Annotated in this window: 25 protein-coding genes; 9 read left to right on the top strand and 16 right to left on the bottom strand. The window is 73.5% G+C overall.

Features of this window, described 5'->3' with window-relative positions:
- The first annotated feature begins 62 nt into the window (after positions 1 to 62).
- The 6 genes from NX801_RS25985 (at position 63) to NX801_RS25960 (ending at position 5,302) form a co-directional block, all read left to right on the top strand.
- Positions 63 to 1,913, top strand: a complete 1,851-nt coding sequence (locus NX801_RS25985) for a phosphatidylglycerol lysyltransferase domain-containing protein (protein ID WP_258790343.1) — start codon at positions 63 to 65, stop codon at positions 1,911 to 1,913.
- A 324-nt stretch (positions 1,914 to 2,237) separates the two neighbouring features.
- Complete coding sequence (folP, locus tag NX801_RS25980; protein WP_258790342.1) at positions 2,238 to 3,098, top strand: dihydropteroate synthase; 861 nt, start codon at positions 2,238 to 2,240, stop codon at positions 3,096 to 3,098.
- Positions 3,095 to 3,574, top strand: coding sequence for a nuclear transport factor 2 family protein (locus NX801_RS25975; RefSeq protein WP_258790341.1), 480 nt, complete (start codon positions 3,095 to 3,097; stop codon positions 3,572 to 3,574). The genes folP and NX801_RS25975 overlap by 4 nt, the downstream gene beginning before the upstream one ends.
- 200 nt (positions 3,575 to 3,774) lie before the next feature.
- Positions 3,775 to 4,134, top strand: coding sequence for a dihydroneopterin aldolase (gene folB, locus NX801_RS25970; protein ID WP_258790340.1), 360 nt, complete (start codon positions 3,775 to 3,777; stop codon positions 4,132 to 4,134).
- Positions 4,131 to 4,730, top strand: a complete 600-nt coding sequence (folK, locus tag NX801_RS25965; protein ID WP_258790339.1) for a 2-amino-4-hydroxy-6-hydroxymethyldihydropteridine diphosphokinase — start codon at positions 4,131 to 4,133, stop codon at positions 4,728 to 4,730. Before folB ends, folK begins: the two co-directional genes overlap by 4 nt.
- 89 nt (positions 4,731 to 4,819) lie before the next feature.
- Entirely contained in the window at positions 4,820 to 5,302 is a 483-nt protein-coding gene (locus NX801_RS25960) for a DUF3180 domain-containing protein (RefSeq protein ID WP_258790338.1), read from the top strand.
- A 104-nt stretch (positions 5,303 to 5,406) separates the two neighbouring features.
- Here the strand turns inward: NX801_RS25960 and folE are convergent, their stop codons facing one another.
- The 6 genes from folE to dacB all read right to left on the bottom strand — a co-directional run bounded on the left by folE (position 5,407) and on the right by dacB (position 13,439).
- Positions 5,407 to 6,012: a GTP cyclohydrolase I FolE gene (folE, locus tag NX801_RS25955; RefSeq protein ID WP_258790337.1), complete on the bottom strand. Its 606-nt coding sequence runs from the start codon at positions 6,010 to 6,012 to the stop codon at positions 5,407 to 5,409.
- A gap of 157 nt (positions 6,013 to 6,169) precedes the next feature.
- Positions 6,170 to 8,275, bottom strand: a complete 2,106-nt coding sequence (ftsH, locus tag NX801_RS25950; protein WP_258790336.1) for an ATP-dependent zinc metalloprotease FtsH — start codon at positions 8,273 to 8,275, stop codon at positions 6,170 to 6,172.
- A gap of 252 nt (positions 8,276 to 8,527) precedes the next feature.
- Positions 8,528 to 9,067 (bottom strand): hypoxanthine phosphoribosyltransferase, encoded by a 540-nt coding sequence (gene hpt, locus NX801_RS25945; RefSeq protein ID WP_258790359.1) that lies wholly within the window; start codon positions 9,065 to 9,067, stop codon positions 8,528 to 8,530.
- A 43-nt stretch (positions 9,068 to 9,110) separates the two neighbouring features.
- A complete protein-coding gene (tilS, locus tag NX801_RS25940) occupies positions 9,111 to 10,130 on the bottom strand; it encodes a tRNA lysidine(34) synthetase TilS (protein WP_258790335.1) in 1,020 nt (339 codons plus the stop codon).
- Positions 10,131 to 10,540: 410 nt separating this feature from the next.
- A complete protein-coding gene (locus NX801_RS25935) occupies positions 10,541 to 11,668 on the bottom strand; it encodes a zinc-dependent metalloprotease (protein WP_258790334.1) in 1,128 nt (375 codons plus the stop codon).
- Between the two features lie 169 nt (positions 11,669 to 11,837).
- A complete protein-coding gene (dacB, locus tag NX801_RS25930) occupies positions 11,838 to 13,439 on the bottom strand; it encodes a D-alanyl-D-alanine carboxypeptidase/D-alanyl-D-alanine endopeptidase (RefSeq protein WP_258790333.1) in 1,602 nt (533 codons plus the stop codon).
- Positions 13,440 to 13,609: 170 nt separating this feature from the next.
- Here dacB and NX801_RS25925 point away from each other — a divergent pair, with 170 nt between their 5' ends.
- Together NX801_RS25925 and NX801_RS25920 are read left to right on the top strand one after the other, a co-directional pair.
- A complete protein-coding gene (locus tag NX801_RS25925) occupies positions 13,610 to 14,104 on the top strand; it encodes an inorganic diphosphatase (RefSeq protein ID WP_258790332.1) in 495 nt (164 codons plus the stop codon).
- Positions 14,105 to 14,758: 654 nt separating this feature from the next.
- Positions 14,759 to 16,438, top strand: a complete 1,680-nt coding sequence (locus NX801_RS25920) for a threonine/serine exporter family protein (RefSeq protein WP_428986236.1) — start codon at positions 14,759 to 14,761, stop codon at positions 16,436 to 16,438.
- Between the two features lie 43 nt (positions 16,439 to 16,481).
- Here the strand turns inward: NX801_RS25920 and NX801_RS25915 are convergent, their stop codons facing one another.
- From NX801_RS25915 to NX801_RS25880, 8 genes are all read right to left on the bottom strand, one after another.
- On the bottom strand, positions 16,482 to 17,471 hold the full coding sequence (locus NX801_RS25915) for a DedA family protein (RefSeq protein WP_258790330.1): 990 nt from the start codon (positions 17,469 to 17,471) through the stop codon (positions 16,482 to 16,484).
- Between the two features lie 235 nt (positions 17,472 to 17,706).
- Positions 17,707 to 18,468, bottom strand: a complete 762-nt coding sequence (locus tag NX801_RS25910) for a MerR family transcriptional regulator (protein WP_258790329.1) — start codon at positions 18,466 to 18,468, stop codon at positions 17,707 to 17,709.
- Positions 18,469 to 18,632: 164 nt separating this feature from the next.
- A complete protein-coding gene (locus NX801_RS25905; RefSeq protein ID WP_258790328.1) occupies positions 18,633 to 19,427 on the bottom strand; it encodes an ABC transporter permease in 795 nt (264 codons plus the stop codon).
- Positions 19,424 to 20,542 carry an ATP-binding cassette domain-containing protein gene (locus tag NX801_RS25900; RefSeq protein ID WP_258790327.1) on the bottom strand — a complete coding sequence of 373 codons (1,119 nt, stop codon included), beginning with the start codon at positions 20,540 to 20,542 and terminating at the stop codon, positions 19,424 to 19,426. Before NX801_RS25900 ends, NX801_RS25905 begins: the two co-directional genes overlap by 4 nt.
- A gap of 170 nt (positions 20,543 to 20,712) precedes the next feature.
- Positions 20,713 to 21,354, bottom strand: coding sequence for a PadR family transcriptional regulator (locus NX801_RS25895; protein ID WP_258790326.1), 642 nt, complete (start codon positions 21,352 to 21,354; stop codon positions 20,713 to 20,715).
- A 201-nt stretch (positions 21,355 to 21,555) separates the two neighbouring features.
- A complete protein-coding gene (locus tag NX801_RS25890; protein ID WP_258790325.1) occupies positions 21,556 to 22,104 on the bottom strand; it encodes a DinB family protein in 549 nt (182 codons plus the stop codon).
- A gap of 156 nt (positions 22,105 to 22,260) precedes the next feature.
- Positions 22,261 to 23,718, bottom strand: a complete 1,458-nt coding sequence (locus NX801_RS25885) for an aldehyde dehydrogenase family protein (protein WP_258790324.1) — start codon at positions 23,716 to 23,718, stop codon at positions 22,261 to 22,263.
- Positions 23,719 to 23,869: 151 nt separating this feature from the next.
- Entirely contained in the window at positions 23,870 to 24,751 is an 882-nt protein-coding gene (locus tag NX801_RS25880) for a helix-turn-helix domain-containing protein (RefSeq protein ID WP_258790323.1), read from the bottom strand.
- 288 nt (positions 24,752 to 25,039) lie between these two features.
- Here NX801_RS25880 and NX801_RS25875 point away from each other — a divergent pair, with 288 nt between their 5' ends.
- The gene (locus NX801_RS25875) at positions 25,040 to 25,591 is read left to right on the top strand and encodes an ATP-binding protein (RefSeq protein ID WP_258790322.1); all 552 of its coding nucleotides are present in this window, start codon (positions 25,040 to 25,042) and stop codon (positions 25,589 to 25,591) included.
- Positions 25,592 to 25,960: 369 nt separating this feature from the next.
- Here the strand turns inward: NX801_RS25875 and NX801_RS25870 are convergent, their stop codons facing one another.
- Positions 25,961 to 26,200: a DUF397 domain-containing protein gene (locus tag NX801_RS25870; RefSeq protein ID WP_258790321.1), complete on the bottom strand. Its 240-nt coding sequence runs from the start codon at positions 26,198 to 26,200 to the stop codon at positions 25,961 to 25,963.
- A 281-nt stretch (positions 26,201 to 26,481) separates the two neighbouring features.
- Entirely contained in the window at positions 26,482 to 26,790 is a 309-nt protein-coding gene (rpsR, locus tag NX801_RS25865) for a 30S ribosomal protein S18 (RefSeq protein WP_258790320.1), read from the bottom strand.
- Positions 26,791 to 26,793: the final 3 nt, after the last annotated feature.

Below are 26,793 nucleotides of genomic sequence, written 5' to 3'. Positions count from 1 at the left end.
CCAGCGGGCCGGACTCCGGCCGGCGAGCACGCATCTCACCATTCGCGGAGTCTTGGAAAGCGATGTCTGTCACAGTAGATGGGGACAAGTCCGGATCGGTTCCGGGGCGGCTGCGCCGCGTCCTGAGCGGTCCGCCCGCCGAGAAGGTACCGGCCCTGGTCGGCACGGCGTGCACGCTCATCGGTCTGATCGACATCGCCGCCGGTGTCTTCCCCCGCTTCCGGGCCAGCCGGATGCACGCCCTCGCCGAGGTGCTGCCCGGCACCCTGGGCCCGCTCTCGGCGGCGCTCTCGGTCAGCGCCGGTGTGCTGCTCCTCCTCCTCGCCCACGGGCTGAAGCGCCACAAGCGCCGGGCCTGGCGGGCGGCCGTGGTGCTGCTGCCGGTCGGCGCGGTGGCCCAGTTCCTCTACCGCCACTCGCTGCTCGGGGCGCTCTTCTCGCTGGTGCTGCTGGCCCTGCTGGTCCGCCACCGGGGCGAGTTCGCCGCGCTGCCCGACCCGCGCAGCCGCTGGAAGGCGCTGGCCAACTTCGTCCTGATGGGCGCCGGCTCCATCGCGCTCGGCCTGGTGATCGTCAGCGCCCACCCCAACAAGGTGCACGGCGACCCGAGCGTCAGCGACCGGCTGGAGCACGTGCTCCTCGGGCTGTTCGGCGTCGAGGGCCCGGTCGGCTACGGCGGCGGCGTCTCCTGGACCGTCGGCTACTCGCTGGGCGCCCTGGGCCTGCTGACCGCCGTCACCACCATCTACCTGGCCTTCCGCCCCGAGCACCCGGTGGCCCGGCTGACCGAGAGCGACGAGGCCCGGCTGCGCGAGCTGCTCGCCCGGCACGGCGGCCGTGACTCGCTCGGCCACTTCGCGCTCCGCCGCGACAAGGGCGTCGTCTTCTCGCCCAGCGGCAAGGCGGCGGTCACCTACCGGGTCGTCTCCGGAGTGATGCTGGCCAGCGGCGACCCGATCGGTGACGTGGAGGCGTGGCCCGGCGCCATCGAGCGGTTCATGGACGAGGCCAAGGCCCACTCCTGGACCCCCGCCGTGATGGGCTGCTCCGAGACCGGCGGCGAGGTGTGGACCCGGGAGACCGGTCTGGACGCGCTGGAGCTGGGCGACGAGGCGGTGGTGGACGTCGCGGATTTCTCCCTCTCGGGGCGCGCGATGCGCAATGTGCGCCAGATGGTGAAGCGGATCGAGCGCAACGGATACGAGACCCGCGTCCGGCGCGCCCGCGACCTCTCCGACGGCGAGCTGGAGCGGATACGGCGGGCCGCCGCCGACTGGCGCGGCACGGACACCGAGCGGGGCTTCTCCATGGCGCTGGGCCGCATCGGTGACCCGGCCGACGGGGACGCCGTGATCGCCACCGCGCACCGGGCGGACCCCGAGAGTCAGGAAGGCCACGAGGGCCCGTACGGCGACCTGAAGGCGATCATCCACTTCGTCCCGTGGGGCGCCGATGGCATGTCGCTGGAGCTGATGCGCCGCGACCGCTCGGCCGACCCCGGCATGAACGAGCTGCTGATCGTCGCCGCCCTGCAGGCCGCCCCGAAGCTGGGCGTGGAGCGGGTCTCGCTGAACTTCGCGATGTTCCGCTCGGCCCTGGCACGCGGCGAGAAGCTGGGCGCCGGACCGGTGCTGCGGGTCTGGCGCGGGCTGCTGGTCTTCCTCTCCCGCTGGTTCCAGATCGAGTCGCTGTACAAGTTCAACGCCAAGTTCCAGCCGCGCTGGGAGCCCCGGTTCGTGGTCTACCGCGCCAGCCGGGACCTGCCCCGCATCGGCCTCGCCGCCATGCAGGCGGAGGGCTTCGTGAACCTGGCCCTGCCCCGGCCCTTCGCCCGCCGGAACGCCGAGCGCACCGCCCGTCCCTGCGCCCATCTCACGGCCTCCTCCGCCGAGCGCGAGGTCCACGCCGCGTGAGCCCGGCCGGCCGGGTGACCGGGCCGGCCGCGACCATCGCGCCTCGCGTGGCCGCCGCGTGAGCCCGGCCGGCCGCATGAGCCGGGCCACCGGCGGCGAACCCGCCCCGCCGGGCCGGTGGCCCCGCCCGGACCGGCGACGACCGCGCCCCGTGCGGCCGGTGCCGTCGGCCCCCGCGCCGCCCGGCCGTGGCGGACGCGTCCCTCCCCACGCCCGCGGGGCCCGGTGTCCCGGGTCCCCCGGGCCCCCGGCGTTCCGGGTCCCGCACGGCCCGATCGCGGCCGGGCGCCCCGCCGGGACCTCCCCGCGCTCTAGGCTGGACGCATGAACACGCTGTGTGGACGGGGCACGGTCGCGGGCCTGCCGGAGTGGGACCGCTGCGCGGTCATGGGAGTCGTCAATGTGACCCCCGACTCCTTCTCCGACGGGGGCCGGTGGTTCGACACCACGGCCGCCGTCAAGCGCGGCCTGGCGCTGGTCGCCGAGGGCGCCGACCTGGTGGACGTCGGCGGCGAGTCCACCCGCCCGGGCGCCCCCCGGGTGGACGAGGAGGAGGAGCTGCGCAGGGTCGTCCCGGTGGTCCGCCAGCTGACCGCCGAGGGGGTCACCGTCTCGGTCGACACCATGCGCGCCACCGTCGCCCGCCGGGCGGTCGAGGCCGGCGCGGTCCTGGTCAACGACGTCAGCGGCGGCCTGGCCGACCCGGAGATGGTGCCGTCCGTCGCCGCCGCCGGGGTGCCGTTCGTGGTGATGCACTGGCGCGGCTTCAGCGCCGGCATGAACAGCCGCGCGGTGTACCGGGACGTGGTGCCCGAGGTCCTCGCGGAGCTGCGCGACCGGATGACGGCGGTCGTGGACGGCGGCATCCCGCCGGAGCGGCTGGTGATCGACCCGGGCCTGGGCTTCGCCAAGCAGGCCCCGCACGACCTGGCCCTGCTGGCCGGCATCGGCGCGCTGCGCGGGCTGGGCCGCCCGGTGCTGATCGCCGCCTCCCGGAAGCGGTTCCTGGGACACATACTGGCCCGGGAGGGCACCGCGCCACCGCCGGCCAGGGAACGCGACGCGGCCACCGCCGCCGTCTCCGCCATCGCCGCCCACCGGGGCGCCTGGGCGGTGCGGGTGCACGAGGTACGGGCCACGGCGGACGCCGTGCGGGTCGCGCGGGCCGTCGAGGGCGCCGCATGAGCGAGTCCCGTACGGACACCGAAGCGGTCGAGCTGGCCAACACCGCCTTCTACGAGGCGATGGAGCGCGGCGACTTCGACGAGATCTCCGACCTCTGGCTGGACGACGGGGAGGGCGGGATCTCCTGCGTCCACCCCGGCTGGCCGGTGCTCACCGGGCGCGGCGAGGTGCTCCGCTCGTACGCGCTGATCATGGCGAACACCGACTACATCCAGTTCTTCCTGACGGATGTGAAGGTCTCGGTGCTGGCCGACACCGCGCTGGTGACCTGCACCGAGAACATCCTCAGCGGCGGCCCCGCCGAGGAGGGCGCCGAGCTGGGGCCGCTGGTGGGCCAGCTGGTGGTCGCCACCAATGTGTTCCGGCGCACCCCGGACGGCTGGCGGCTCTGGTCGCACCACGGCTCCCCGGTCCTCGCGGAGTCCGGTGACGACGACGACCTCGACGGCGCGGACGACGCCCCCGACGACGCCTGACCGGCATGCTCCGGGCCGGGAACCGCCCCCGACCCGGCCGGAACGCGCGGTGACCGGGCGGTGACGGAGCCGCCCCGGCGGGGTAGGCGGGGCCCACGGGCGGGGGCTGTCCGAGCTCGCAGGTAGATTCGAAGAGGGCAACCGCGCCGACCGCACCCGGCCGGCTGCCCGCCGGACCGACGAAAGCAGGAGTGATTCGCGTGGATCGTGTCGCGCTGCGCGGCCTCAAGGCCCGTGGGCACCATGGCGTCTTCCCCCGGGAGCGCGAGGAGGGGCAGACCTTCATCGTGGACCTGGTGCTCGGCCTCGACACCCGCCCGGCCGCGGCCGACGACGACCTGGCGAAGACCGTGCACTACGGCATCGTGGCCGAGGAGGTCGTGGAGGTCGTCCAGGGCGACCCGGTCGACCTCATCGAGACGCTCGCGGAGCGGATCGCGCAGCGCTGCCTGAAACACGACGGAGTGCAGGAGGTCGAGGTGGTCGTGCACAAACCCGACGCCCCGATCACCGTTCCGTTCGACGACGTGACCATCACCATCACCCGGAGCCGCGCATGAACAGCACGCCGACCGACCCCACGGTCCAGCCGGTACCCGCGTCCGTGACGGCCCAGGTGGACGCCGCCGACAGCACGCTCTCCAACCCGCGCTGGGCCGTGCTCTCGCTGGGCGCCAACCTGGGCAACCGGATGGAGACCCTGCAGGGCGCCGTCGACGCGCTGGAGGACACCCCGGGGCTGCGGGTCAAGGCCGTCTCCCCGGTGTACGAGACCGAGCCCTGGGGCGTGGACCCGAGCAGCCAGCCGTCCTACTTCAACGCGGTGGTCGTGGTGAAGACCACCCTGCCGCCGGACTCCCTGCTGGAGCGGGCGCACGCGGTGGAGGAGGCGTTCCACCGGGTCCGCGACGAGCGCTGGGGCCCGCGCACCATCGACGTGGACATCGTCTCGTACGCCGATGTGGTCTCCGACGACCCGCTGCTCACGCTCCCCCATCCGCGCGCCCACGAGCGGGCCTTCGTGCTGCGCCCGTGGCACGACGTGGAGCCGGACGCCCAGCTCCCCGGGGTCGGGGCGGTGGCCGAGCTGCTGGCCGGCGTCGGCGAGGACGGCGTCCAGGCCCGCGGCGACCTGGAGCTCCGCCTCCCCGAGTAGGCCCGGCCCCGCGGGCCCCGGCAAACCGGCCGCGCCCTCCGCGGGCCCACCGGCCCTGGCGCGAGCCCCGACACGAAGGACGACACCCGGTGAAGCAACTGCGGGTCAAGGTACTGGCCGGACTCTTCGTCGTGGCCGGCGTCCTGTCCTGGGCCGGGGCGCGGCTCTGGGAATCGTTCGGCACCCTGCCGAGCGTGCCCCTGGCCGCGCCCGTGGTGCTGGCCGTGATCGCGGCCGTCCTGCTGGCCACCGCCCTCTCGCTCCGCGCCCGGCTGCGCGCCCAGCGGGAGCGCCGCCCAGGCGCCAAGGGCGTGGAGCCCATGATGGCCGCCCGGGCGGTGGTCTTCGGCCAGGCCAGCGCCCTGGTCGCCGCGCTGGTGGCCGGGATGTACGGCGGCGTCGGCGTCCAGTTGCTCGGCGTCCTGGACGTCCCGGCCCGCCGCGACCAGGCCATCTACGCCGGCTGCTCGGTCCTCGCCGGCGCCGCCGTGGTCGCCGCCGCCTTCTTCCTGGAGCGCGTCCTCAGGCTCCCCGAGGATGACGACACCGACACCCCGGCCCAGACCGCCTGACCCCGGCCCGGGCCCGACTCCACGGCCACCGGCCCGGCTGCGGGCGGCTCCCGGACCGGGACGGCCCCGCTCCGGGCCGGCCCGCTCGGTCCCTGCTCCGGGTGCTACCGCGCCAGGATGAGGCTCATGGCCTCGGCGCGGGTGGTGGCGTCGCGGAGCTGGCCGCGGACGGCGGAGGTGGTGGTCTTGGCGCCGGGCTTGCGGATGCCGCGGACGGACATGCACATGTGCTCGGCCTCGATGACGACGATGGCGCCCCGGGCCTCCAGGATGCGCATCAGGGAGTCCGCGATCTGCGTGGTGAGCCGCTCCTGGACCTGGGGGCGGCGGGCGAAGACCTCGACCAGCCGGGCCAGCTTGGAGAGGCCGGTTATCTTGCCGGTGTCGGCCGGGACGTAGCCCACGTGCGCCACGCCGTGGAAGGGCAGCAGATGGTGCTCGCAGAGGCTGACGATCTCGATGTCCCGGACCAGCACCATCTCGTCGTGGCCCAGGTCGAAGGTGGTCGTCAGCACGTCCTCGGGCTCCTGGCGCAGCCCGGCCAGCAGTTCGCGGTAGGCACGCGCCACCCGGGCCGGGGTCTCCCGCAGGCCCTCCCGGTCGGGGTTCTCGCCGACCGCGATGAGGAGTTCCCGTACGGCGTTCTCGGCCCGCTTCGCGTCGAACTCGCCGATCGGACCGCCGCCGTCCAGCGTCACCGGGTCGATCATCTGTGCCTCGTTCCGTTTGCTTGTCCGCACAAAAATCACACAAAACCGCGCCCCCCAGGCTAGAACCTGGGGGGCGCGATCCGCATTCCGGGTCGGACGGGTGCCGGGAGCCGGGAGGGCCCGGAAGCCCTCCCGGCGGTGGTGCGTGAGCCGTGCGTCAGCTCTCCGGGTGGTCCCGGCGCTCGTCCGGCGCCGGAGCCGCGTCCGTCGAGCCGGTGGCCGGGCCGGCCGGCTTCACCGGATTCACGGGGTTGGCCGGGGTCCCCGGGGTCACGGCCTCGGCCGGGGCGGCGGTGCCGTTGGCGCCGGCGGTCCCGACGGCGCCATTGGTCAGCGCCAGCTCCTTCGGGGAGAGCACCGGCGGCCGGGTGGACGGGGTGCGCCGGGAGGAGCCGGTCCATGCCGGACGGGCCGGGCGCTTCACGATCGGGGCGAAGATCTCCGCGATCTCCTCCTTGCCCAGCGTCTCCTTCTCCAGGAGCTGGAGGACGAGGTTGTCGAGCACGTCGCGGTTCTCGACCAGGATCTCCCAGGCCTCGTTGTGCGCGGTCTCGATCAGCTTCTTGACCTCCTCGTCCACCAGCGCGGCGACCTCTTCCGAGTAGTCGCGCTGGTGGGCCATCTCCCGGCCCAGGAACGGTTCGGTGTTGTCGCCGCCGAACTTGATCGCGCCCAGCCGCTCGGTCATGCCGTACTGGGTGACCATCGCGCGGGCCGTGGTGGTGGCCTTCTCGATGTCGTTGGCCGCGCCGGTGGTCGGGTCGTGGAAGACCAGTTCCTCGGCCGCCCGGCCGCCCAGCATGTAGGCGAGCTGGTCGAGCATCTCGTTGCGGGTGGTCGAGTACTTGTCCTCGTCCGGCAGGACCATGGTGTAGCCGAGGGCCCGGCCGCGCGAGAGGATCGTGATCTTGTGTACCGGGTCAGAGTTCGGGGACGCCGCCGCCACCAGGGCGTGGCCGCCCTCGTGGTACGCGGTGATCTTCTTCTCCTTGTCCGACATGATCCGGGTCCGCTTCTGCGGGCCCGCGACCACCCGGTCGATCGCCTCGTCCAGCATCTTGTTGTCGATCAGCTTCAGATCGCTGCGCGCGGTGAGCAGCGCCGCCTCGTTCAGCACGTTCGACAGATCGGCGCCGGTGAAGCCGGGGGTGCGCCGGGCGACGGCGCCCAGGTCGACGTCCGGGGCGACCGGCTTGCCCTTCTGGTGGACCTTGAGGATCTCCAGCCGGCCCTGCATGTCCGGGCGGTCCACGGCGATCTGCCGGTCGAACCGGCCCGGGCGCAGCAGCGCCGGGTCCAGGATGTCCGGGCGGTTGGTGGCGGCGATCAGGATGACCCCGCCCTTCACGTCGAAGCCGTCCATCTCCACCAGGAGCTGGTTCAGCGTCTGCTCGCGCTCGTCGTGGCCGCCGCCGAGACCGGCGCCCCGGTGGCGTCCGACCGCGTCGATCTCGTCCACGAAGACGATCGCCGGGGCGTTCGCCTTGGCCTGCTCGAAGAGGTCGCGCACCCGGGAGGCACCGACACCGACGAACATCTCCACGAAGTCGGAGCCGGAGATCGAGTAGAACGGCACGCCCGCCTCACCCGCGACCGCGCGGGCGAGCAGGGTCTTGCCGGTGCCGGGCGGGCCGTACAGCAGCACACCCTTCGGGATCTTGGCGCCGACCGCCTGGAACTTCGCCGGCTCCTGGAGGAACTCCTTGATCTCGTGGAGCTCCTCGACGGCCTCGTCCGACCCCGCCACATCGGCGAAGGTGGTCTTCGGGGTGTCCTTGGTGATCAGCTTGGCCTTGGACTTCCCGAAGTTCATGACCCGGGAGCCGCCGCCCTGCATCTGGTTCATCAGGAACAGGAAGACCACGACGATCAGGACGAACGGCAGCAGCGAGAGCAGCACCGAGAGGAACGGGCTCTGCTTCGACGGAGAGACGGTGTAGCCGTTCTCGATCTGGCCGGACTCGTACTTGCCCTGGAGCTTGTCGGCGAGGTCGGAACCCTGGCTGCCGATGTAGCTCGCCTGTACCTTGCCGCTGTTGTCGATCTTCTGGCCGTCCTTGAGCTCGATCTTGATGATCTGCTCGTCGCCAGTGGTCAGCTTGGCCTGCTTGACCTGGTTCTTGTCGATCGCCTGGACGACCTCACCGGTGTCCACCGTCTTGTAGCCGCCGGACGAGCCGACGACCTGCATCAACACGACCACGGCGAGGACGGCCAGCACGATCCACATGACCGGCCCACGGAAGTATCGCTTCACGTCCATCCATACGAGGCGGTGCCGCCCCGTCCCTCCTGCCCGTAGGTAAATGCTGCTGTGGGAAAAGCTGCGGAAAAAGACTGTTCTTCGGACGGTACCCCAGCATTGTCACCCGCGACCGTCTTCCCATGCTCCAACGGCGGGAAGGGGGTCTGGGTTCCCGTGCCGGGTCCGCCCCCGGACCCCCGGGGGTCCGGACTCCGGCGGGCCCCCGCCGGAGTGATACGGGCCCGGGGCCGGGGGCGCGCCCGGCGGCGGTCAGCCGCCGTAGACGTGCGGCGCGAGGGTACCGACGAACGGGAGGTTGCGGAACTTCTCCGCGTAGTCCAGCCCGTAGCCGACCACGAACTCGTTGGGGATGTCGAAGCCGATCCACTTCACGTCGATCGCGACCTTGGCCGCCTCCGGCTTGCGCAGCAGGGTGCAGACCTCCAGCGAGGCCGGCTCGCGCGAGCCGAGGTTCGACAGCAGCCAGGACAGGGTCAGGCCGGAGTCGATGATGTCCTCGACGATCAGGACGTGCTTGCCCTTGATGTCGGTGTCCAGGTCCTTGAGGATCCGGACCACGCCGGAGGACTGGGTGCCCGCCCCGTACGAGGAGACGGCCATCCAGTCCATGGTGACCGGGGTGGACAGCGCCCGGGCGAGGTCGGCCATCACCATCACGGCGCCCTTGAGGACACCGACCAGAAGAAGGTCCTTGCCCGCGTACTCGGCGTCGATCTTCGCGGCGAGCTCCGCCAGCTTCGCGCCGATCTCTTCCTTGGTGATGAGCACCGACTTGAGGTCGGTGCCCATGTCTTTCTCGTTCACCCGGGGGTCACTTTCGTTGCAGCCTGCGTCAGCCTTGCCGGATGACCAGTCTGCCACCCTGCCGCCGGGCCACGACGCGGCCGGGCAGGTTGATGGCCCCCTGACCGCGCCAGCCGGTGATCAGGCGGTCCATCTCCTCGATGTGCCGGGCGAACAGCGAGCCGGCCGGTGAGCCCTCCGCGACGGCCGCGCGGCGCAGCACCCGGCGGCGCACGGCGGGCGGCAGCGCGTACAGCTTGGCGCACTCCAGCAGGCCGTCCCCGTCCCGTACGGAGGCGTCCGCCTCGGCGGCCCAGGCGTCCAGCGCGTCGGCGTCGTCCCGGCAGAGCCGGGCGGTGCGGGCCAGTGCCTCCACCACGCCCTTGCCGAGCGATTTCTCCAGGGCGGGGAGGCCCTCGTGGCGGAGCCGGGAGCGGGTGTAGGCCGGGTCGGCGTTCATCGGGTCGTCCCAGACCGGCAGCGACTGGACCAGACACGCCTTGCGGGCGGTCTGCCGGTCGAGCTGGAGGAAGGGGCGGCGGTAACGGCCGGCCGCCCCGGTGACGGCGGCCATGCCGGAGAGCGAGCGGATGCCGGATCCCCGGGCGAGGCCGAGCAGCACGGTCTCGGCCTGGTCGTCCCGGGTGTGGCCGAGCAGCACGGCGACGGCGCCCAGCCGCCCGGCGGCCTCGTCCAGGGCGGCGTACCGGGCGTCCCGGGCGGCGGCCTCGGGCCCGCCGGCGCGGCCGACGCTGACGGCGACCGCCTCGACGGGGGCCAGGCCCATCGCGGTCAGCCGCTGGGCGACCTCGGCGGCCCGGAGGTCGGAGCCGGGCTGGAGGCCGTGGTCCACGGTGACGGCGCCGGCGCGGACGGAGAGCTTGCGGGCCTCGAAGGCGAGGGCGGAGGCGAGCGCCATGGAGTCGGCGCCGCCGGAGCAGGCGACCAGGACGAGCGGGGGCTCGCCGGCGGCCGGGGGGTGCTCGTCGTGTGCGAGCCGGTTGAGTACGTCGTGGAGTTCGCGGCGGACCGCCAGGCGTATCGCCGCGACCGCAGGATGGGGACCCATGTCCGGTGCCCTTCGTGTGAAGTTGGGGTGGCTCGGTCGGAGTCTTAACGGCCGGACCGGGGGGTTCGGTCACTCAGTCGGTCACTCGGTCGGTCACGCGGCCGGACACCCGCCGGCGCCCGGTCACTCGCCCGGCCACCCGGTCGGCACCCGGCCGGGGCGGCGGCCGGTGGCGACCGGCGGCCGCACGAGTGCGGTCACACAGTCACTCAGAGTGCGTCGATGGTGACAGAACACGGTCGTTCCCCGAGCATCGCACGCCTATCCCCGACCCACGGTCCCTCGGATGGGTGATTGGGAGGGCGTTCGGCTGCCCGCGACCGCCGCGCGCTCCGCACGCCGCCCCGCACACCCCTCTCCGCTCCGGCACATCGCTCCCGTCCCGGGCCCGCCGTTCCACCCCGCGCCCTTCACTCCGCCCTGCGGTGCACCCGCGCGACCCAGTCCGCGGGTTTGGCGATCTCCGCCTTGGTCGGCAGCGTGTTCGGGGAGGTCCAGACCCGGTTGAAGCCGTCCATGCCGACCTCCTCCACCACCGCCCGGACGAACCGCTCGCCGTCCCGGTACTGGCGCAGCTTGGCGTCGAGCCCCAGCAGCCGGCGGAGGGCCAGGTCGAGCCGGGAGGCTCCGCGCGCCCGGCGCTGCTGGAACTTCTCCCGGATCTCCGCGACCGAGGGCACCACATGCGGGCCGACCCCGTCCATCACATAGTCGGCGTGGCCCTCCAGCAGCGACATCACGGCGGTCAGCCGGCCCAGGATCTCCCGCTGCTCCGGCGTCTGGACCAGCTCGACCAGCGAGCGGCCGTCCTCGTCCGCCTCGCCCTCGGGACGCGCCCCGACCAGCGACTGGGCGGCCTCCCGCAGCCGTTCCAGCACCGCGCCGGGGTCCATGTCGGTGGCGGCCAGGAAGGACTGGATCTCCCCGCGCAGATGGTCGCGGAGCCAGGGCACGGCGGTGAACTGGGTCCGGTGGGTCTCCTCGTGCAGACAGACCCAGAGCCGGAAGTCGTGCGGGTCCGCCTCCAGTTCCCGCTCCACATGGACGATGTTCGGCGCCACCAGCAGCAGCCGGCCGCCGCCGTTCGCCCCGGCCGGCAGCTCCCGGGTGACCGGGGCGAAGGTCTCGTACTGGCCGAGCACCCGGGAGGCCAGGAAGGAGAGCAGCACCCCCAGTTCCACCCCGGTCACCTTGCCGCCGACCGCGCCCAGCACCGCGCCGCCCGGGGTGGCGTCGCGGCGCTCCTTCGCCTTGTCGAGCAGCGGCTTCAGCAGTTCCCGGAAGCCCGCCACATTGGCCCGCACCCAGCCGGGCCGGTCGATCACCAGCACCGGGGTGTCGTCCGGCCGGTGCTGATCCTGCGTCATCCGGGTGAACGCCCGGACATGCTCCTCCGCCGCCTTGGCGTGCCGGCGCAGCTCCGCGACCACCTCGCGCGCCTCGTCCCGGCTCACCTCGGGCCCCGGCCGCACCAGGCGGGTCGCGGTCGCCACCGCGAGGTTCCAGTCGACCATCTCGGCACCACCGAAGCTCGTCATGCGTCAACCGTACGTGCTGACGCCCGGATCGGGTGAGGGGTACTACCCCGGGACGGGCGTACGGCGCCGGGGCATGGAGTCCGGGACGGGCGTACGGCCCCGGAGGCCGGCCCCGGGCGGGCGTACCGGCCCCTGGGCGGAGGCACCACGCCCCGGGCGGGCGTACCGGTCAGTCCGACGCGGCCGGGGGCGAGGGAGCGGACGCGGCGGCCGGGGCCAGGGCGGCGGCCAGCCGGTCCAGGGCGGCCTGGGCGGCGTCCGGGGAATCGGTCCCGTCGGCCAGGAAGGCGAAGGCCAGCAGCCGGCCGCCGGCCCCGACGACGGTGCCCGCCAGGGCGTTCACCCCGGTGAGCGTCCCGGTCTTGGCGCGGATCAGACCGGCGCCCGCCGCCGGGGAGGAGTAACGATCCTTCAGAGTGCCGGTGAAGCCGCCGACGGGCAGTCCGGTGAGGATCGGGCGCAGCTCCGGGTGGCGGGGGTCGGCGGCCCGGGCGAGCAGGCCGGCGAGCAGCCGGGCGGAGACCCGGTCGCCCCGGTCGAGCCCGCTGCCGTCCCCGAACCGGGTGCCGGCCAGCGGCAGCCCCAGCCCGGCGAGCCGGCCGCGTACCGCCGCGTCGGTGGCGGTGAGGGCGGCCGGCCGGCCGGCGGCCAGCACGGTCGCCCGGGCCAGCGCCTCGGCCAGGTCGTTGTCGCTCTCCGTCAGGGCGCGCTCGACCAGCGCGGAGAGCGGCGCCGAGAGGGTGGACGCCAGGGTGGTGGCGCGGCGCGGGGCCCCGGCATGGGCGGGCGGACCCTCGGTGCGGACGCCCGCCTCGGTGAGCAGCGCGGCGAAGCTCCGGGCGGTGTCCCCGGCCGGATCGTCCGAACGGGGGGCCGGACCGGCGGCCGAGCCGTCGAGCCGGCCCTCGTCGGTCATCAGCGGGCTGATCGGGGCGAGGTTCTCGTTGGGGCCGATCGGGTGGCGCTCGGGACCCCGGTAGCGGGAGGTGTCGTAGGAGAGCCGGACGCCGGTGATCTTCCGGGCGCGCAGGGCCCGGGCGGTGTCCCGGGCCAGCGCGGTGAGCCGCGGCCGGTCCAGGGTCGGGTCGCCGCCGCCCACCAGGGTGACGCTCCGGCCGTCCGGGGCGGCCACCACGGTGGTCGGAATGCGGTGGTCCGGGCCCAGGGCGCCGAGCGCGGCGGCGGCGGTGGCCAGCTTGGCCGTGGAGGCGGGTGTCATCGGATCGGCCGCGCCCTTGCCGTACAGCTCCTTGCCGGTGACGGCGTCCACCACCACGGCGGTGTGCCGGGGGCCGAGCGCCGGATCGGCCAGCAGCGGGTCGAGCAGGGCGGCGAGCCCGGCCGGGGGCTTCCCGGCGGCCGGCCGCTCCCCCGGGGCCGGGGTCCGCCCGGAGGTCCCGGGCTCCGGCTTCCCGGACGGCGCGGCCGGGGCGGGTCTGAGGGCGGCGAGCACGGCGGCGGCGCTGGGCGCCGGGGACGGGACCGCGGCGGGGCCCGGCCGACGGTCGCCGGAGGCCCCGTCCTCGCGGTCGCCGGAGGCTCCGTCCGTACGGTCGCCGGAGGCCCCGTCCGTACGGTCACCGGGGCCGCTCCCCGGGGCGCCCGGGCCGTGATCTGCGCCACCCGTGACGGGCCGGGCGCTTGCTCTGACCCGCTCGGCCGTACGCTGGCCCGAGTCCCACGGGCCGGCGAGGGCGGCGGCACCGGTGGCCAGGAGCAGACCGAGCACGGCGGAGCCCGCGACAAGCTGTACTGCCTTCGGCTCCAGCACGGCTGACCAGCCCCTTTCGCGTGCACATGGTGGCGTGAGGGACACTTAACCACTGAGTTGTGCCTTGAGCTCGGCACCCCCGGTGAAGTACGGCGGTCCGATCCTGCTGGGGGCGCAGTGTCACCCGACGTATTTCACCGACAGTTGTGTTGATCTTGGAGGAGCCACCCGTGGAGTTCGACGTCACCATCGAGATCCCGAAGGGTTCGCGGAACAAGTACGAGGTGGACCACGAGACCGGCCGCATCCGGCTGGACCGCCGCCTCTTCACCTCGACCAGCTACCCGGCCGACTACGGCTTCGTGGAGAACACCCTGGGCGAGGACGGCGACCCGCTGGACGCCCTCGTTCTCCTGGACGAGCCGACCTTCCCCGGTTGCCTGATCAAGTGCCGCGCGATCGGCATGTTCCGGATGACCGACGAGGCGGGCGGCGACGACAAGCTGCTCTGCGTGCCGGCCTCCGACCCGCGCGTGGAGCACCTGCGGGACATCCACCACGTCTCGGAGTTCGACCGCCTGGAGATCCAGCACTTCTTCGAGGTCTACAAGGACCTGGAGCCCGGCAAGTCGGTCGAGGGGGCCAACTGGGTGGGCCGCACCGAGGCCGAGGCCGAGATCGAGGCCTCCTACAAGCGCCTGGAGGCGCAGGGCGGCGCGCACTGAGCGCACCCCGCTCACCGGGCGCGCCGGCTGCTGCGCCGGGGCCGGTCGCGGGCGCCGAGCGCTCGCCGCTGATCACCTGATCACCTGATCGCCGTACGGGCGGTGTCTTCCCTCGGGGAGCACCGCCCGTCGCCGTGTCCGCGCCCGGGTCGGCCGGGGCCGCGCCCGTGCCCGCCGGCGCTGACCGTGCTCGTGCTCGCCGTCCGTCGCCGTGGCCGCCGTCGGTGGCCGGTGGCCGCACTCGTGCCCGTGGGCGGGCCCGCTGTCGGGCCGACCGTCCGGGGCCGCGCTCACGCCCCGCCACCCGTCGCCGTGATCGCGCTCGCGCCCTGCCGCCCGAGGCCGCGCCCATGGCGTCCGGGCCGGCCGTCCCTTTGTCGTGCACCGCCGCGAGGCTGTGGCCGCGCTCGTGCCCTGCCGCCCGCCGCCGTGGTGGCCGTCGGTGGTCGTGTCCGCCGTCGGTGGCCGCGCTCGTGCCCGTGGCCGGGCCCGCCGTCGTGAGCGGACCAGGGCCGGCGGGCCGGGTGGCGGCGGTGACCTGGGCCGGCCATCCGCGCGGGCCTGCCCGGCCGTTCACCGGACGGCCCGGTTCCGCTCACCCGGGCCCGTGCGCGCCGCTCTCTTGGGCATGCCCATACTGGGCACACGGGTCGGATGGGAGTGAGGACGAACACCGTGGTGGCTGAGCAGCCGGAGGCCGTGGAGGACCGGAAGCCGCAGGCGGACGAGGGGCGCAGCGCGTTCACCCCGCCGGCCGGGGTGGAGCAGCCGCCGCTTCCCGATCTCGACCAGCCCACCTCGGAGTTCGCCTTCCCGGCCGGTCTGGGGCAGGCGCCGGAGGCCCCGGCCGCCGAGCCCGAGGGATCGGCGTTCGCGCGGCCCTCCACGTACAGCGCGCAGCACTCCCCGCCCGCCTTCACCCCGGCCCACGGCTTCCCGGCGCTCACCCTCCCCCGGGACGCGCCCTGGCAGGACCGGATGCGCACCATGCTGCGGATACCGGTGAGCGAACGGCCGGTGCCGGAGGCGGTGCAGCGACAGGACGAATCCGGTCCCGCCGTGCCGCGCGTGCTCGACCTGACCCTCCGGATCGGCGAACTGCTGCTGGCCGGGGGCGAGGGCGCGGAGGACGTCGAGGCGGCGATGTTCGCGATCTGCCGCTCCTACGGGCTGGACCGCTGCGAGCCGACGGTCACCTTCACCCTGCTCTCGATCACGTATCAGCCCTCGCTGGTGGACGACCCGGTGACGGCGAACCGGACGGTACGCCGCCGGGGCACCGACTACACCCGGCTCTCCGCGGTCTACGCGCTGGTCGCGGACATCAACGCGGAGGGCTCCGAGACCACCCTGGAGGAGGCGTACCGGCGGCTGGCGGAGATACGGCGGAACCGCCATCCCTACCCCGGCTGGGTGCTCACGGTCGCCGCCGGACTGCTGGCGGGCGCGGCCTCGATGCTGCTCGGCGGCGGACTCGCGGTCTTCCTGATCACGGCGGCGGGCGCGATGCTGGGCGACCGGCTGGCCTGGCTCTGCGCCGGGCGCGGACTGCCGGAGTTCTACCAGTTCGCGGTGGCGGCGGTGCCGCCCGCCGCGCTGGGCGTGACGGTGAGTCTGCTGCACGCCGGGCTGAAGCCCTCGGCGGTGATCACCGGTGGGCTGTTCGCGCTGATCCCGGGGCGGGTGCTGGTGGCCGCCGTGCAGGACGGACTGACCGGCTTCTACATCACCGCGGCGGCGCGGCTGCTGGAGGTCGGATACTTCTTCGTCGGCATCGTGGTCGGCGTGCTCAGCGCGCTCTACGTGGGGGTGCAGCTGGGCGCCAAGCTCAGCCCGGAGGCCGCCCTCCAGGCCGAGGAGCGGCCGGTCGTCCAGATAGTGGCCGCCATGGTGCTGGCGGCGGCCTTCGCGGTCCTGCTCCAGCAGGAACGATCCACCGTGCTCTTCGTGGCCTTCAGCGGCGGGGTGGCCTGGGTGACGTACGCCGCGATCGCCGTGACCGCCAATGGCTCCCGGGAGCTGGCGACGGCCGCCGCGGCCGGTCTGGTGGGCCTCTTCGGACAGCTGATGGCCCGGTACCAGCACACCTCGTCACTGCCGTACGTGACCGCCGCGATCGGCCCGCTGCTGCCCGGTAGCGCCACCTATCTCGGGGTGCTGAACATCGCGCAGAACAACCTCAACGACGGGCTCAGCTCGCTCGCCCGGGCGGCGGCCCTGGCGCTGGCCATCGCGATCGGGGTGAACCTGGGCGGTGAGATGGCCCGGATGTTCATGCTGGCCCCGGCCAAGGCCAGCGCCCGCCGCGCGGCCAAGCGGACGCGCGGCTTCTGAGGCTCCGCCTCGGCCTGCTCCGCCGGGCCCGGCGGAGCCGGGCTCAGCGCTTGGCGTGCCGGCCGCGCTGCGGGTTCTGCGGCTGCTCCTGCTGATACGGCTGCTGCTGCGGCTGGGACTGCTGGTACGGGTCCTGCGGCTGCTGGTACGCGTCCTGCCGGGGCTGGTACGGGTACTGGCCGCCCTGGGGGGACCGCTGGTACGGGTCCTGCTGGGCCCGGTACGGCTCCTGGCCCTGGTACGGGTCCTGGTCGGCCCGGTACGGGCCCGGCTGGGGCTGGTACGAGTCCGGGGACGGGTACGCGTCCTCGTGGGACGGGTACCCGTCCTCGGACGGGTGGAAGGCCTGCGGGAGCGGGGCGGTGTCGGCCGGGCCGCGCCGGGAGTCGTCGGAGTCGGCACCGGCCGCCTTCTTGCCCTGGGAGCGGGCGCGCAGGTACTCGATCACGATCGGCACCACCGAGATCAGCACGATCAGGATGAGGATCAGCTCGATGTTCTTGTGCACGAACTCGACCTTGCCGAGCGAGGCGCCCAGCACGGTCACCCCGACGCCCCAGATCAGTCCGCCGATCACGTTGAAGACGATGAACGAGCGGTAGTTCATCCGGCTGACGCCCGCGATGATCGGCGTGAAGGTCCGCACGATCGGCACGAACCGCGCCAGGATCAGCGACTTCGGGCCGTGCTTCTCGAAGAACTCGTGCGCCTTCTCGACGTTCTCCTGCTTGAAGAGGCGGGAGTCCGGGCGCTTGAAGAGCGCCGGGCCGACCTTGCGGCCGAAGAGATAGCCCACCTGGTCACCGACGACGGCGGCCACCACGATCAGGGTGCAGACCAGCCACAGCGGGTGGTTCAGCTTGTCGGTGGCGACCAGCAGACCGGTGGTGAAGAGCAGCGCGTCCCCGGGCAGGAAGAACCCGATGAGCAGGCCCGATTCCGCGAAGACGATGACCAGGACACCGATGAGGCCGAAGGTCTGGATCAGATAGTCCGGATCCAGCCAGCTCGGTCCGAGCGCGAGCGTATTCACGGGTTCGGAAGCTCCAGAGGTTGGGTGGGGCGGAGAGGACGGCAGCCCAAAGCTATCAACGCCACGCCGGACGCCCGGGTTCCAGCGCCCCTCACCGCCCCTCCGTCCGGCCTCCACACCTTCCGCCGGAACGGACCCGGAGCGAGCCCGGAACGGCTCCGGAACGAGCCCGGAAGGGCCCCGGAGCGGGACCGGTCCGGGCCCATGGGCGCGGGGCCGGCCCCGTTCCGGCAGGTCAGGCGCCGTACCGGGCCGCGTTGGCGTCGATCGCCGCGCGCAGGTGCTCCGCGAAGCCGGGCGCCCGCTCCTCGAAGTGCCGGCGGAAGCGCTCGTCGGTCACATACATCTCGCCCAGGCACCGGTGCATCGCGTGCGGGCAGTCGTGGAACCAGTCGGTGATCCGGCGGCGGTGCTCCTCCGCCAGCTCCGTCGCCCGCTCGCCGGCCGGGGGCTCGCCCTCGGCCAGCAGCGCCGTGTAGCGGGCGTACCAGTCCTCCGACTCGTCGCGGTGGCGCTGCCAGTCGGCCTTGGTGTAGCCGGCCGTCCGGCGCTGGGACTCGGCGTACGCCTCGGTGTTCCCCCAGCGCCGCTCGGTCTCCTCGGCGTACTGCTCCGGGTCGTGCTCCCCGAAGACCTCGAACCGCTCCTCGGGGGTCAGGGTGATGCCCATGCTCTTCGCCTCCATGGCGTGCTCGACGGCCTCGGCCATCCGCTGGAGCTCCCCGATCCGCGCGGTCAGGAGGGAGTGCTGCCTGCGCAGGTGCTCCCTCGGGTCCGCGCCGGGGTCGTCCAGCAGGGCCGCGACCTCGTCGAGCGGGAAGCCGAGCCGCCGGTAGAACAGGATCTGCTGCAACCGGTCGAGGTCGGCGTCGTCGTACCGCCGGTGCCCCGCGTGGCTGCGGCCGCTCGGGGAGAGCAGCCCGATCTCGTCGTAGTGGTGCAGCGTGCGCACCGTCACCCCGGCGAAACCCGCGACCTGTCCCACGGACCAGCCCATGGCTTCCCGCTCCCTTCTTCTCTCGGTACCGCTCGTTTTCCGGTACGCCCCCGACTCTGGCGCCTCACGCCGCGTGAGGTGCAAGCCCGCAGCCGCCCCGGCCCCGGTCCCGGTGGGGCCGGGGCCGGGGCGCACCGGCCCCACCGGCGGCGGTCCGCCGCCGCTCAGCGGCTGAGCCGCCGGAACCGGCCCACCGCGAGCGGGAAGAAGACCGCGAGCAGCAGCAGCGGCCAGGCCACCGCCAGCGCCCCGGCGTGCTGGGCCGCCCAGGAGTCACCCGCCGCCGCGACCGCCCCGGGCGAGCCGACCAGCTCCCGTACCGCCGTCGCGGTGGCCGAGACCGGGTTCCACTCCACGGCCGCCGCCAGCCAGCCGGGCATCGACACGGGCGCCGCGAACGCGTTGGAGAGGAAGCCCACCGGCCAGACCAGGATCTGCACCGCCTGCACCAGCTCCGGCCGCCCGGCCACCATCGCGAGCTGGATGCCGACCCACAGCATGGCGAGACGCAGCAGGAGCAGCAGCCCCGCGGTGGCCAGGAGCGCCCCGGCCCCGCCACCGGGCCGCCAGCCCACCGCGTACCCGACCGCCAGCAGCACGGCCAGGCCCACCGCCGACTGGAGCATGTCCGCGACCGACCGCCCGACCAGGACCGCCCCGTCGGCCATCGGCATGGCCCGGAAGCGGTCGATCACGCCCTTGTTGAGGTCCTGGGTCACCGCGAGCATGGTCGACTCCAGCCCGAAGGCCATGGTGAGGGCCAGCATGCCGGGGACCAGGAAGTCGATGTACGCGCCGTCGACGCCCCGGCCGCCGCCGATCAGATGGCCGAACACCAACAGCAGCATCACCGGGAAGACCAGCCCGACGATCAGCTGTCCGGGCTGCCGGGCCCAGTGCGCCAGCTCCCGCCGGGTCATGGTCCAGGAATCGGCCGCCGCCCAGGTCAGCGCGCTCATGCCGACACCTCCGCCGTCTCGGTCCCGCCGCCCCGTACGTGAGTCCCGTGAGTACCGTGAATCCCCTGAGCCCTGTGAGCCGTGTGAGCCCCGCCGCCCGGCCCGCCGGACCCCTCGGGGCCACCCCGTCCGGCCGGTCCCCCGGGGGCACCCGGTCCGCCCGGACCGCCCGGCTCTCCCGGTCGGCCGGGCCCTCCGGTCAGGTGCAGGAAGACCTCGTCCAGGGTGGGGCGGCGGACCGCGATGTCCGCCGCCTCGATCCCGGCCGCCGCCAGCCCCTGGACGGCTCCGGTGAGCGCGGCCATCCGGTCCGGGGCGGGGGCGCTGACCAGCCGCCGGTCCGCGTCCACCACGGCCCCGGCCGGGAGCAGCGCGGCCGCCTCGGCGAGCCGGGCGGCGTCCCGCACCACCACGTCGATCCGGTCGCCGCCGACCCGGTTCTTCAGCGCGTCGGCGGTGCCGTCCGCGATGACCCGGCCTCCGTCGACCACCGAGATCCGGTCGGCGAGCTGATCGGCCTCCTCCAGGTACTGCGTGGTGAGCAGCACCGTCGTACCGCCGCCGACCAGCGAGCGCACCGCGTTCCATACCTCGGTCCGGCCGCGCGGGTCGAGTCCGGTGGTCGGCTCGTCCAGGAACAGCACCTCCGGCTCGGTGATCAGCGAGGCGGCCAGGTCGAGCCGGCGCCGCATACCGCCGCTGTACTGCTTCACCGCCTTGCGCCCGGTGCCGTCCAGCCCGAACCGGGCCAGCAGCTCGTCCGCGCGGGCCCCGGCCCGGCGGGCGCCCAGGCGGTACAGGCGCCCGAACATCTCCAGGTTCTGCCGGCCGCTCAGCGCCTCGTCGAGCGCCGCGTGCTGGCCCAGCAGCCCGATCCGGCGCCGCACCTCGGCCGGCCGGGCGCGGACGTCGTACCCGGCGACCCGGACGGTGCCCGCGTCGGGGCGCAGCAGCGTCGCCATGATCCGTACGGCGGTGGTCTTGCCGGCCCCGTTCGGCCCCAGCACTCCGTGGACGGTGCCCCGGCCGACGGTGAGGTCCAGCCCGGCGAGCGCCCGCTTCTCGCCGTACCGCTTCTCCGCACCCTCGACCACGATCGCGTCGGTGTCCGTCATGCCTCTCCTCCGCTCCTCCCCGGCCCCCTGAGGGAGCTCTGTAGTCAAACTTGACTACGAGCCCGGAAGAGTAAGCCTTCCCCGGCCATTAATCAAACTTGATCAGTGGCTCGGGCCACAGCGCCGGAGCGTTCGCCCTCGCCGGCGTCAGGCCGGCCGGCGGAAGCCGGTCAGCGGGCGTCGCCGGGGTGCCGGACCCCGGTGGCGTACGGGTTCTCCTCGCCCTCGGGCAGCACGCCGACGAAGGGCTCCCCCTCCCCGGCGAAGGTGTACGCGCCCTCCTCGACGCGCCGGACCAGGCCCCGGGTCCACTCGGCGCCGGTGTCGGCGGAGTGCACCCAGAGGTTCATGATCTCGCCGATGTGGCCCAGCCGCTCGGGGCCCTCGGCCGGGGTGTAGTACTCGGTGACCGCGTCCCGCCACCGCCGCAGCGCCGCCACCCGCTCGGCCAGCAGCTCCAGCACCTCGGCGCGCTCCAGCTCCACCATGAAGCCGAGCGCCCCGGCGAGGGAGTCCGGCCCGGCGTCCGGCGAGGCCAGCCCGGCGCGGAGCAGCGCCAGGAACTCCTCGGTGCCGCGCTCGGTGATCTCGTACTCGGTGCGCGGTGGTCCGCCCGCGGTGCTCGGGGCGGTCTCGTAGGCGTGCAGCAGCCCCTGCTTGGCCATCTGCTTGAGCGCGTGGTAGATCGACCCCGGCTTGGCGTTGGACCACTCGTGGGCGCCCCAGTACTCCAGATCGTTGCGGATCTGGTAGCCGTGCGCCCGCCCGTGCTGCCGCACGGCGCCGAGGACCAGCAGCCGGATGGCCGACATGTGCACCCCTGTCTCGTCAGTGCTGACCAGGGCAAGGGTACGCAGCGGGCCGGGCCGGCCCGGGCGGGGATACGGCTCCGGGGGCCGGGCTCGGCGGCCGGGCTCGGGCGGCCGGGGGCCGGGCCCGGGGGACGCGGGGAGCCGGGCGCCGGGTCCCCGGAGACGCGCGGGCGCGGCCGTGTCCCCGTCACCCGTGCGGCCTCAGTCCCCCTGCCGGCCGCTCGCGTCCGCCACCAGGTCGAGCGAGGACTTGCCGTCCAGCGACTCCCGCACCACGTCCGCGTGGCCGGCGTGCCGGGCGAACTCCTCCAGCAGATGCAGCGCCATCCAGCGCATCGAGACCCGCTCGTCCTTCGGGTACCAGGGCGCGGGCGGCAGCGCGAAGGTGTCGTCCAGGCTGTCCACCGAGCGCAGGAACTCCTCGGTCTCCCGGGCCACCCCGTCCCAGAACTCCAGCGTCCCGGCGATCGTCTCGCCCTCCACCAGGCGGAAGCTGTCCGCCCAGGTCTCCTCGGTGCGCTCCCGCTCGTTGGGCCGCCCCTGGGCCATCCGCAGCCAGCCCAGCTCCACCTCCGCGACATGCTTGAGCAGCCCGGAGGGTGACAGCCCGCTGGCGCTGGGCCGGGAGGCGGCCCGCTCCTCGGTGAGCCCGTGCACCGAACGGCGGAGGGCGCCGCGCTGGGCCTCCAGGAAGGCCAGCAGCGCGCCGCGCTCGTCGCCGGGCGCCTCGGGGGAAACGTGGGTGACCATGTCCGTACCGCCTCTCCGCGAACGTGCCGACGGGGCGTTCCCCGGCGACACCCTCACGCTAGGACCACATGCGGTCAGCCTCTGTCCGCGATGGGCCCGGCACGAGAGTCCCGTGGCACCGGAAGCGCCGGCGGCACGGGTATGGAACGGCGGCCGTCAGAACGGGAACCCGCTGCGGCCGTGCTGGATGGAGATCCACTTGTAGGTGGTGAACGCGTCCACCGTGGCCTCGCCGTTCAGCCGCCCGATGCCGGAGTGCTTCTCGCCGCCGAACGGCACGATCGGCTCGTCGTGCACGGTGCCGTCGTTGATGTGGATCATCCCGGTGTGGACGCGCTTGGCGAGCCGGACGCCCCGCTCGACATCGCCCGTGTGGACGGCGCCGCTCAGCCCGTACGGGGAGTCGTTGGCGATCCGTACCGCCTCGTCCTCGCCGTCGAAGGGCACGATCAGCGCGACCGGGCCGAAGATCTCCTGGTTCAGCACCGGGGCGTCGGCCGGCAGCCCGCCGAGCACGGTCGGGCCGACGACATTGCCCTCGGTGGTGCCGCGCAGCAGGGCCGTGGCGCCCGCCGCCACCGTCTGCTCCACCAGCGCGCCGACCGCCTCCGCCTGACCCGCGTTGATGAGCGGGCCGATGTGGGTGGCCGGGTCGGCCGGGTCGCCGGTCCTGAGCGTCCGCACCTTGGCGACGAACTTCTCGGTGAACTCCCGCTCCACCGACCGGTCGACCAGCACCCGGTTGGCGGCCATGCAGACCTGGCCCTGGTGCACGAACCGGCTGAAGACGGCGGCGTCCACCGCGTAGTCCAGGTCGGCGTCGTCCAGCACGATCAGGGCGCTGTTGCCGCCCAGTTCGAGCACCGAGCGCTTGAAGTTGGCGGCACAGACGGTGGCGACATGCCGGCCCACCCGGTCGGAGCCGGTGAACGAGATGACCTTGGGCACCGGGTGCGCGATCAGCGCGTCACCGATCTCCGCGATGTCGGTGATCACCACATTGAGCAGGCCGGCCGGCAGTCCGGCGTCCTCGAAGATCTTCGCCACCAGGGCGCCGCCGAGGATCGGGGTGTTCTGGTGCGGTTTGAGCACCACCGCGTTGCCCAGCGCCAGCGCCGGGGCGACCGACTTCAGCGACAGCAGGAACGGGAAGTTGAAGGGGCTGATCACCCCGACCACGCCGACCGGCACCCGGTAGAGGCGGTTCTCCTTGCCGTCGACCGGGGAGGGCAGGATCCGCCCCTCAGCCCGGAGCGACAGATGGACCGCCTCGCGCAGGAACTCCTTGGCCAGGTGGAGCTCGAAGCCCGCCTTGCCGCGGGTGCCGCCGAGCTCCGCGATGATCGCCTCGGTGATCTCCTCCTCGCGGTCCTCGACGATCCGCAGGACGCGCTCGAAGACGGCCCGCCGGGTGTACGGGTTGGTCTCGGCCCAGGCGGGCTGGGCCCGTTCGGCCGCCCGATACGCCTGGTCGATCTCGTCCACGGTGGCGATCGTTATCGAGGCGAGCTTCTCCTCGTTGTACGGGTTGAAGTCGATGATGTCCCACGAGCCACCGCCGGCCCGCCACTCACCGTCGATGTACTGCAGGGCCAGGTCTGTGAAGTAGGACATGCCATCCCTTCCGGATCCGGGGCGGGGCGGGGCGCCTGCCGGGCGCCCCGGCCGCGGGTCGCACGGCCGGCCGGCCGCGCATCGGCCGCACCACCGTGACGGGACGTCATCCTACGTGCGCAGCAGTGAAGTTGAAGGCGGTCGGCGGCACTCAGCCGAGCTGGAGGAGCCCCCGCAACAGGTCCCGGCTCTCCTCGGGCGCCGGGCTGTCCTGATGGAGCCGCCCCATCACCCGCTCGTACTGCGCGACCTCCTCGGGCTTGTCCAGGTAGAGCGCGCTGGTCAGCTGCTCCAGATAGACGATGTCGGACAGGTCCGACTCCGGGAAGCGCAGCATGGTGAAGGCGCCGCTCTCCCCGGCGTGGCCGCCGAAGCTGAACGGCATGACCTGGAGGGTGACATTGGGCTGCTCGGAGACGTCGATGAGGTGTCGCAGCTGATCCCGCATCACCTTTCGGTCACCGTACGGGCGGCGCAGCGCCGCCTCGTCGAGAACGGCGTGAAAGTGCGGTGCCCGCTCGGAGACGAGCACCTTCTGCCGCTCCAGGCGCAGCGCCACCCGGCGGTCGATCTCGGCGCGCGGCGCCCCGGGCATGCCGCGCTCGACCACGGCGTGGGCATACGCCTCGGTCTGGAGCAGCCCGTGGACGAACTGCACCTCGTAGATACGGATCAGCGAGGCGGCCCCTTCCAGGCCGACGTACGTCTGGAACCATCCGGGCAGCACATCGCCGAAGCTGTGCCACCACCCGGCCACGTTGGCCTCCCGGGCGAGCGCCAGCAGCGCGCCGCGCTCGGCGTCGTCGGTGACTCCGTAGAGGGTGAGCAGATCCTCGATGTCCCTCGCCTTGAAGCTCACCCGGCCCAACTCCATGCGGCTGATCTTCGATTCGGACGCCCGGATCGAGTAGCCGGCCGCCTCGCGCGTGATGCCGCGCGACTCGCGCAGCCGGCGCAGCTGCGAGCCCAGCAGGATGCGTCGCACCACGGAACCGCTCGATTCACCTGCGGTCACGTCTCCTACCCTCCCCATCGCTGGTGTGTACGACGGAGCACCCCCGAGCCCCGAGTGCCGGATTCTGCCACCAAACGCTCCTCCCCGTACTCGTTCGATTACGGAAGAGCGAAGTCTTGGCCGGAAGCTGTAAAAAATATAGGCGGAAGATTTAGCACGTTACTAGTACGGGGGCGGACAGGTCGGGCGCGTGCACGTGCATCTGCCCTTGCATCGCCCAGTCGGTTTCGGAACCATGGTCCTCGCGCAGCTGCGCACTCGTTCGTGTTGGAGCACCACAGCCGCGGAACCCGGGGAGTGCCTCGCATGGGGACGAATGGATCGACCATGCTCGCGCCGTTAAGGCAGGGCCTTCCTCCGCTCGACGCCGCCGCCGTCTCCACCTCGGCGTCCTGTGCGCTCCCCGCCCGGTTCGAAGCGGTGCGCGGCGCCCGGCGGTTCACCAGCTCCACGCTCGACCGCTGGCAGCTCGGGGACCGGTTCGACGATGTGTCCCTGGTCGTCTCCGAGCTGGTCACCAATGCCCTGCGGCATGCCGTGCCGACCGACTGCGCGCACGAGCTTCCGCACGAGCCGCAGGTGCGGCTGCACCTGATGCGGCTGGCCGGCCGGCTGGTGTGCGCGGTGCGCGATCCGAGCCCGCAGGGACCGGCCTGCCGGACGGCCGACGAGGACTTCTCGGCCGAGTCGGGGCGCGGGCTCCTCCTGGTCGAGTCGTTCAGCGACGGCTGGGGCTGGCACCCGCTCGCCGGGAAGCTGCGCGGCAAGGTGGTCTGGGCGCTCTTCCTGCTGTCCGAGCCCCTGGCGCTGCCGGCCGCCCCGGTCCCCGCGCCCGGCGCCGAGCCGGCCGTTCCCTGACCGTACGTCCTCCGTCCGGCCGGGCAGCGGCCGGACGGTCCCCGGCCGGCGAGACGGGCGCCGGCCACCCCACGGCCGCCGGACGGGCGGGAGCCCCGTACCCGGGCGGCCGGACAGCCGGGCCGCCGCGCGGGCGTACGGGGGTCGGTCGCGCGGCGGCCAGGCACGGACCGGGCGGGTGAGGACCGGGTGCGGGCGGACCGGACGGGCGCCCGGTGTCCGGCCCGGAGCGGCCGGACCGGAACGGCACCCGGCGCCGGGCCGGTGCCGGGTACCGTTCCGGACCCCGGGACCGGACCCGGACCCGGCGGTGTTCCGGCACCCGGCGCCGGCTCGGCCTCCGGCACCGCACCCGGGCCGCGACCGGGGTCAGCCGGAGACCAGATGGTCGAACTCCCCGTCCTTGACGCCCGCGAGCATGGCCTCGATCTCGGCCGGCGTGTAGACCAGGGCGGGCCCGTCCGGGTGGCGCGAGTTCCGTACGGCGACGTCGCCGCCCGGCAGTTTGGCGAACTCCACGCAGGAGCCCTGCGAGTTGCTGTGCCGGCTCTTCTGCCACACGACACCGCGAAGCTCTGTGGCCGCCATGCCGTTGTACACGTCACGCACAGAAAGCTCCCCGAAAGACAGATGCAGGTGTCAACCAGCCGGATCATAGCCTGGCAATCCCGTGCAACTGCATGAGCATATGCACGTGCACGTGGGGTGCTGCTCCGATTACAGAGCCGGCGCCGGCCGAGGTCTCTCCCTATGAAGAACGCGCCGGAGACCGTTTCGGCTCCCGCGCCGGGCAAGGAAAAGCCCCGCCGTACCTACTCCACGGTACGACGGGGCCGCCGGGTCCCGGTCAGGGGGCCCGGCCGGCGAACGGCCTCCCGCCCGCTCCTGGTTCAGCGGGGCGCGGAGCCGTACGGCAGCAGCGCCATCTCCCGGGCGTTCTTGATCGCGCGGGCCAGCATCCGCTGCTGCTGGGCCGAGACCCGGGTCACCCGGCGGCTGCGGATCTTGCCCCGGTCGGAGAGGAACTTCCGCAGCAGATCGGTGTCCTTGTAGTCGATGTAGGTGATGCGGTCCCGGTCCAGCGGATTGGGCTTGCTCCGGGCGGCCCGGCCACCGGCGGCGCGGCGGCCGGCGGAGCCGGAACCGCGCCCGGCGGCGGGAGCGGGCCGCGAGACATGGCGGGGGGCGGGGGGCGTCATGGG

Origin of the sequence: Streptomyces pyxinae (genome assembly GCF_024756275.1) — a bacterium.
Classification (GTDB): domain Bacteria; phylum Actinomycetota; class Actinomycetes; order Streptomycetales; family Streptomycetaceae; genus Streptomyces; species Streptomyces pyxinae.
Note: the sequence above shows the minus strand (reverse complement) of the source record. Positions and strands in the feature narration are given on the sequence as shown.

What these genes read in the sequence shown, in the direction of transcription:
- NX801_RS25905 (WP_258790328.1), bottom strand. Translation starts at nt 19,427, where the DNA reads ATGAGCGCGCTGACCTGGGCGGCGGCCGATTCCTGGACCATGACCCGG.
- NX801_RS25895 (WP_258790326.1), bottom strand. Translation starts at nt 21,354, where the DNA reads ATGTCGGCCATCCGGCTGCTGGTCCTCGGCGCCGTGCGGCAGCACGGG.
- folE (WP_258790337.1), bottom strand. Translation starts at nt 6,012, where the DNA reads ATGATCGACCCGGTGACGCTGGACGGCGGCGGTCCGATCGGCGAGTTC.
- NX801_RS25900 (WP_258790327.1), bottom strand. Translation starts at nt 20,542, where the DNA reads ATGACGGACACCGACGCGATCGTGGTCGAGGGTGCGGAGAAGCGGTAC.
- NX801_RS25920 (WP_428986236.1), top strand. Translation starts at nt 14,759, where the DNA reads ATGGGAGTGAGGACGAACACCGTGGTGGCTGAGCAGCCGGAGGCCGTG.
- NX801_RS25975 (WP_258790341.1), top strand. Translation starts at nt 3,095, where the DNA reads ATGAGCGAGTCCCGTACGGACACCGAAGCGGTCGAGCTGGCCAACACC.
- folK (WP_258790339.1), top strand. Translation starts at nt 4,131, where the DNA reads ATGAACAGCACGCCGACCGACCCCACGGTCCAGCCGGTACCCGCGTCC.
- hpt (WP_258790359.1), bottom strand. Translation starts at nt 9,067, where the DNA reads ATGGGCACCGACCTCAAGTCGGTGCTCATCACCAAGGAAGAGATCGGC.
- NX801_RS25985 (WP_258790343.1), top strand. Translation starts at nt 63, where the DNA reads ATGTCTGTCACAGTAGATGGGGACAAGTCCGGATCGGTTCCGGGGCGG.
- folP (WP_258790342.1), top strand. Translation starts at nt 2,238, where the DNA reads ATGAACACGCTGTGTGGACGGGGCACGGTCGCGGGCCTGCCGGAGTGG.
- NX801_RS25910 (WP_258790329.1), bottom strand. Translation starts at nt 18,468, where the DNA reads ATGGGCTGGTCCGTGGGACAGGTCGCGGGTTTCGCCGGGGTGACGGTG.
- rpsR (WP_258790320.1), bottom strand. Translation starts at nt 26,790, where the DNA reads ATGACGCCCCCCGCCCCCCGCCATGTCTCGCGGCCCGCTCCCGCCGCC.
- NX801_RS25935 (WP_258790334.1), bottom strand. Translation starts at nt 11,668, where the DNA reads ATGACGAGCTTCGGTGGTGCCGAGATGGTCGACTGGAACCTCGCGGTG.
- NX801_RS25890 (WP_258790325.1), bottom strand. Translation starts at nt 22,104, where the DNA reads ATGGTCACCCACGTTTCCCCCGAGGCGCCCGGCGACGAGCGCGGCGCG.
- NX801_RS25875 (WP_258790322.1), top strand. Translation starts at nt 25,040, where the DNA reads ATGGGGACGAATGGATCGACCATGCTCGCGCCGTTAAGGCAGGGCCTT.
- tilS (WP_258790335.1), bottom strand. Translation starts at nt 10,130, where the DNA reads ATGGGTCCCCATCCTGCGGTCGCGGCGATACGCCTGGCGGTCCGCCGC.
- NX801_RS25880 (WP_258790323.1), bottom strand. Translation starts at nt 24,751, where the DNA reads ATGGGGAGGGTAGGAGACGTGACCGCAGGTGAATCGAGCGGTTCCGTG.
- ftsH (WP_258790336.1), bottom strand. Translation starts at nt 8,275, where the DNA reads ATGGACGTGAAGCGATACTTCCGTGGGCCGGTCATGTGGATCGTGCTG.
- NX801_RS25885 (WP_258790324.1), bottom strand. Translation starts at nt 23,718, where the DNA reads ATGTCCTACTTCACAGACCTGGCCCTGCAGTACATCGACGGTGAGTGG.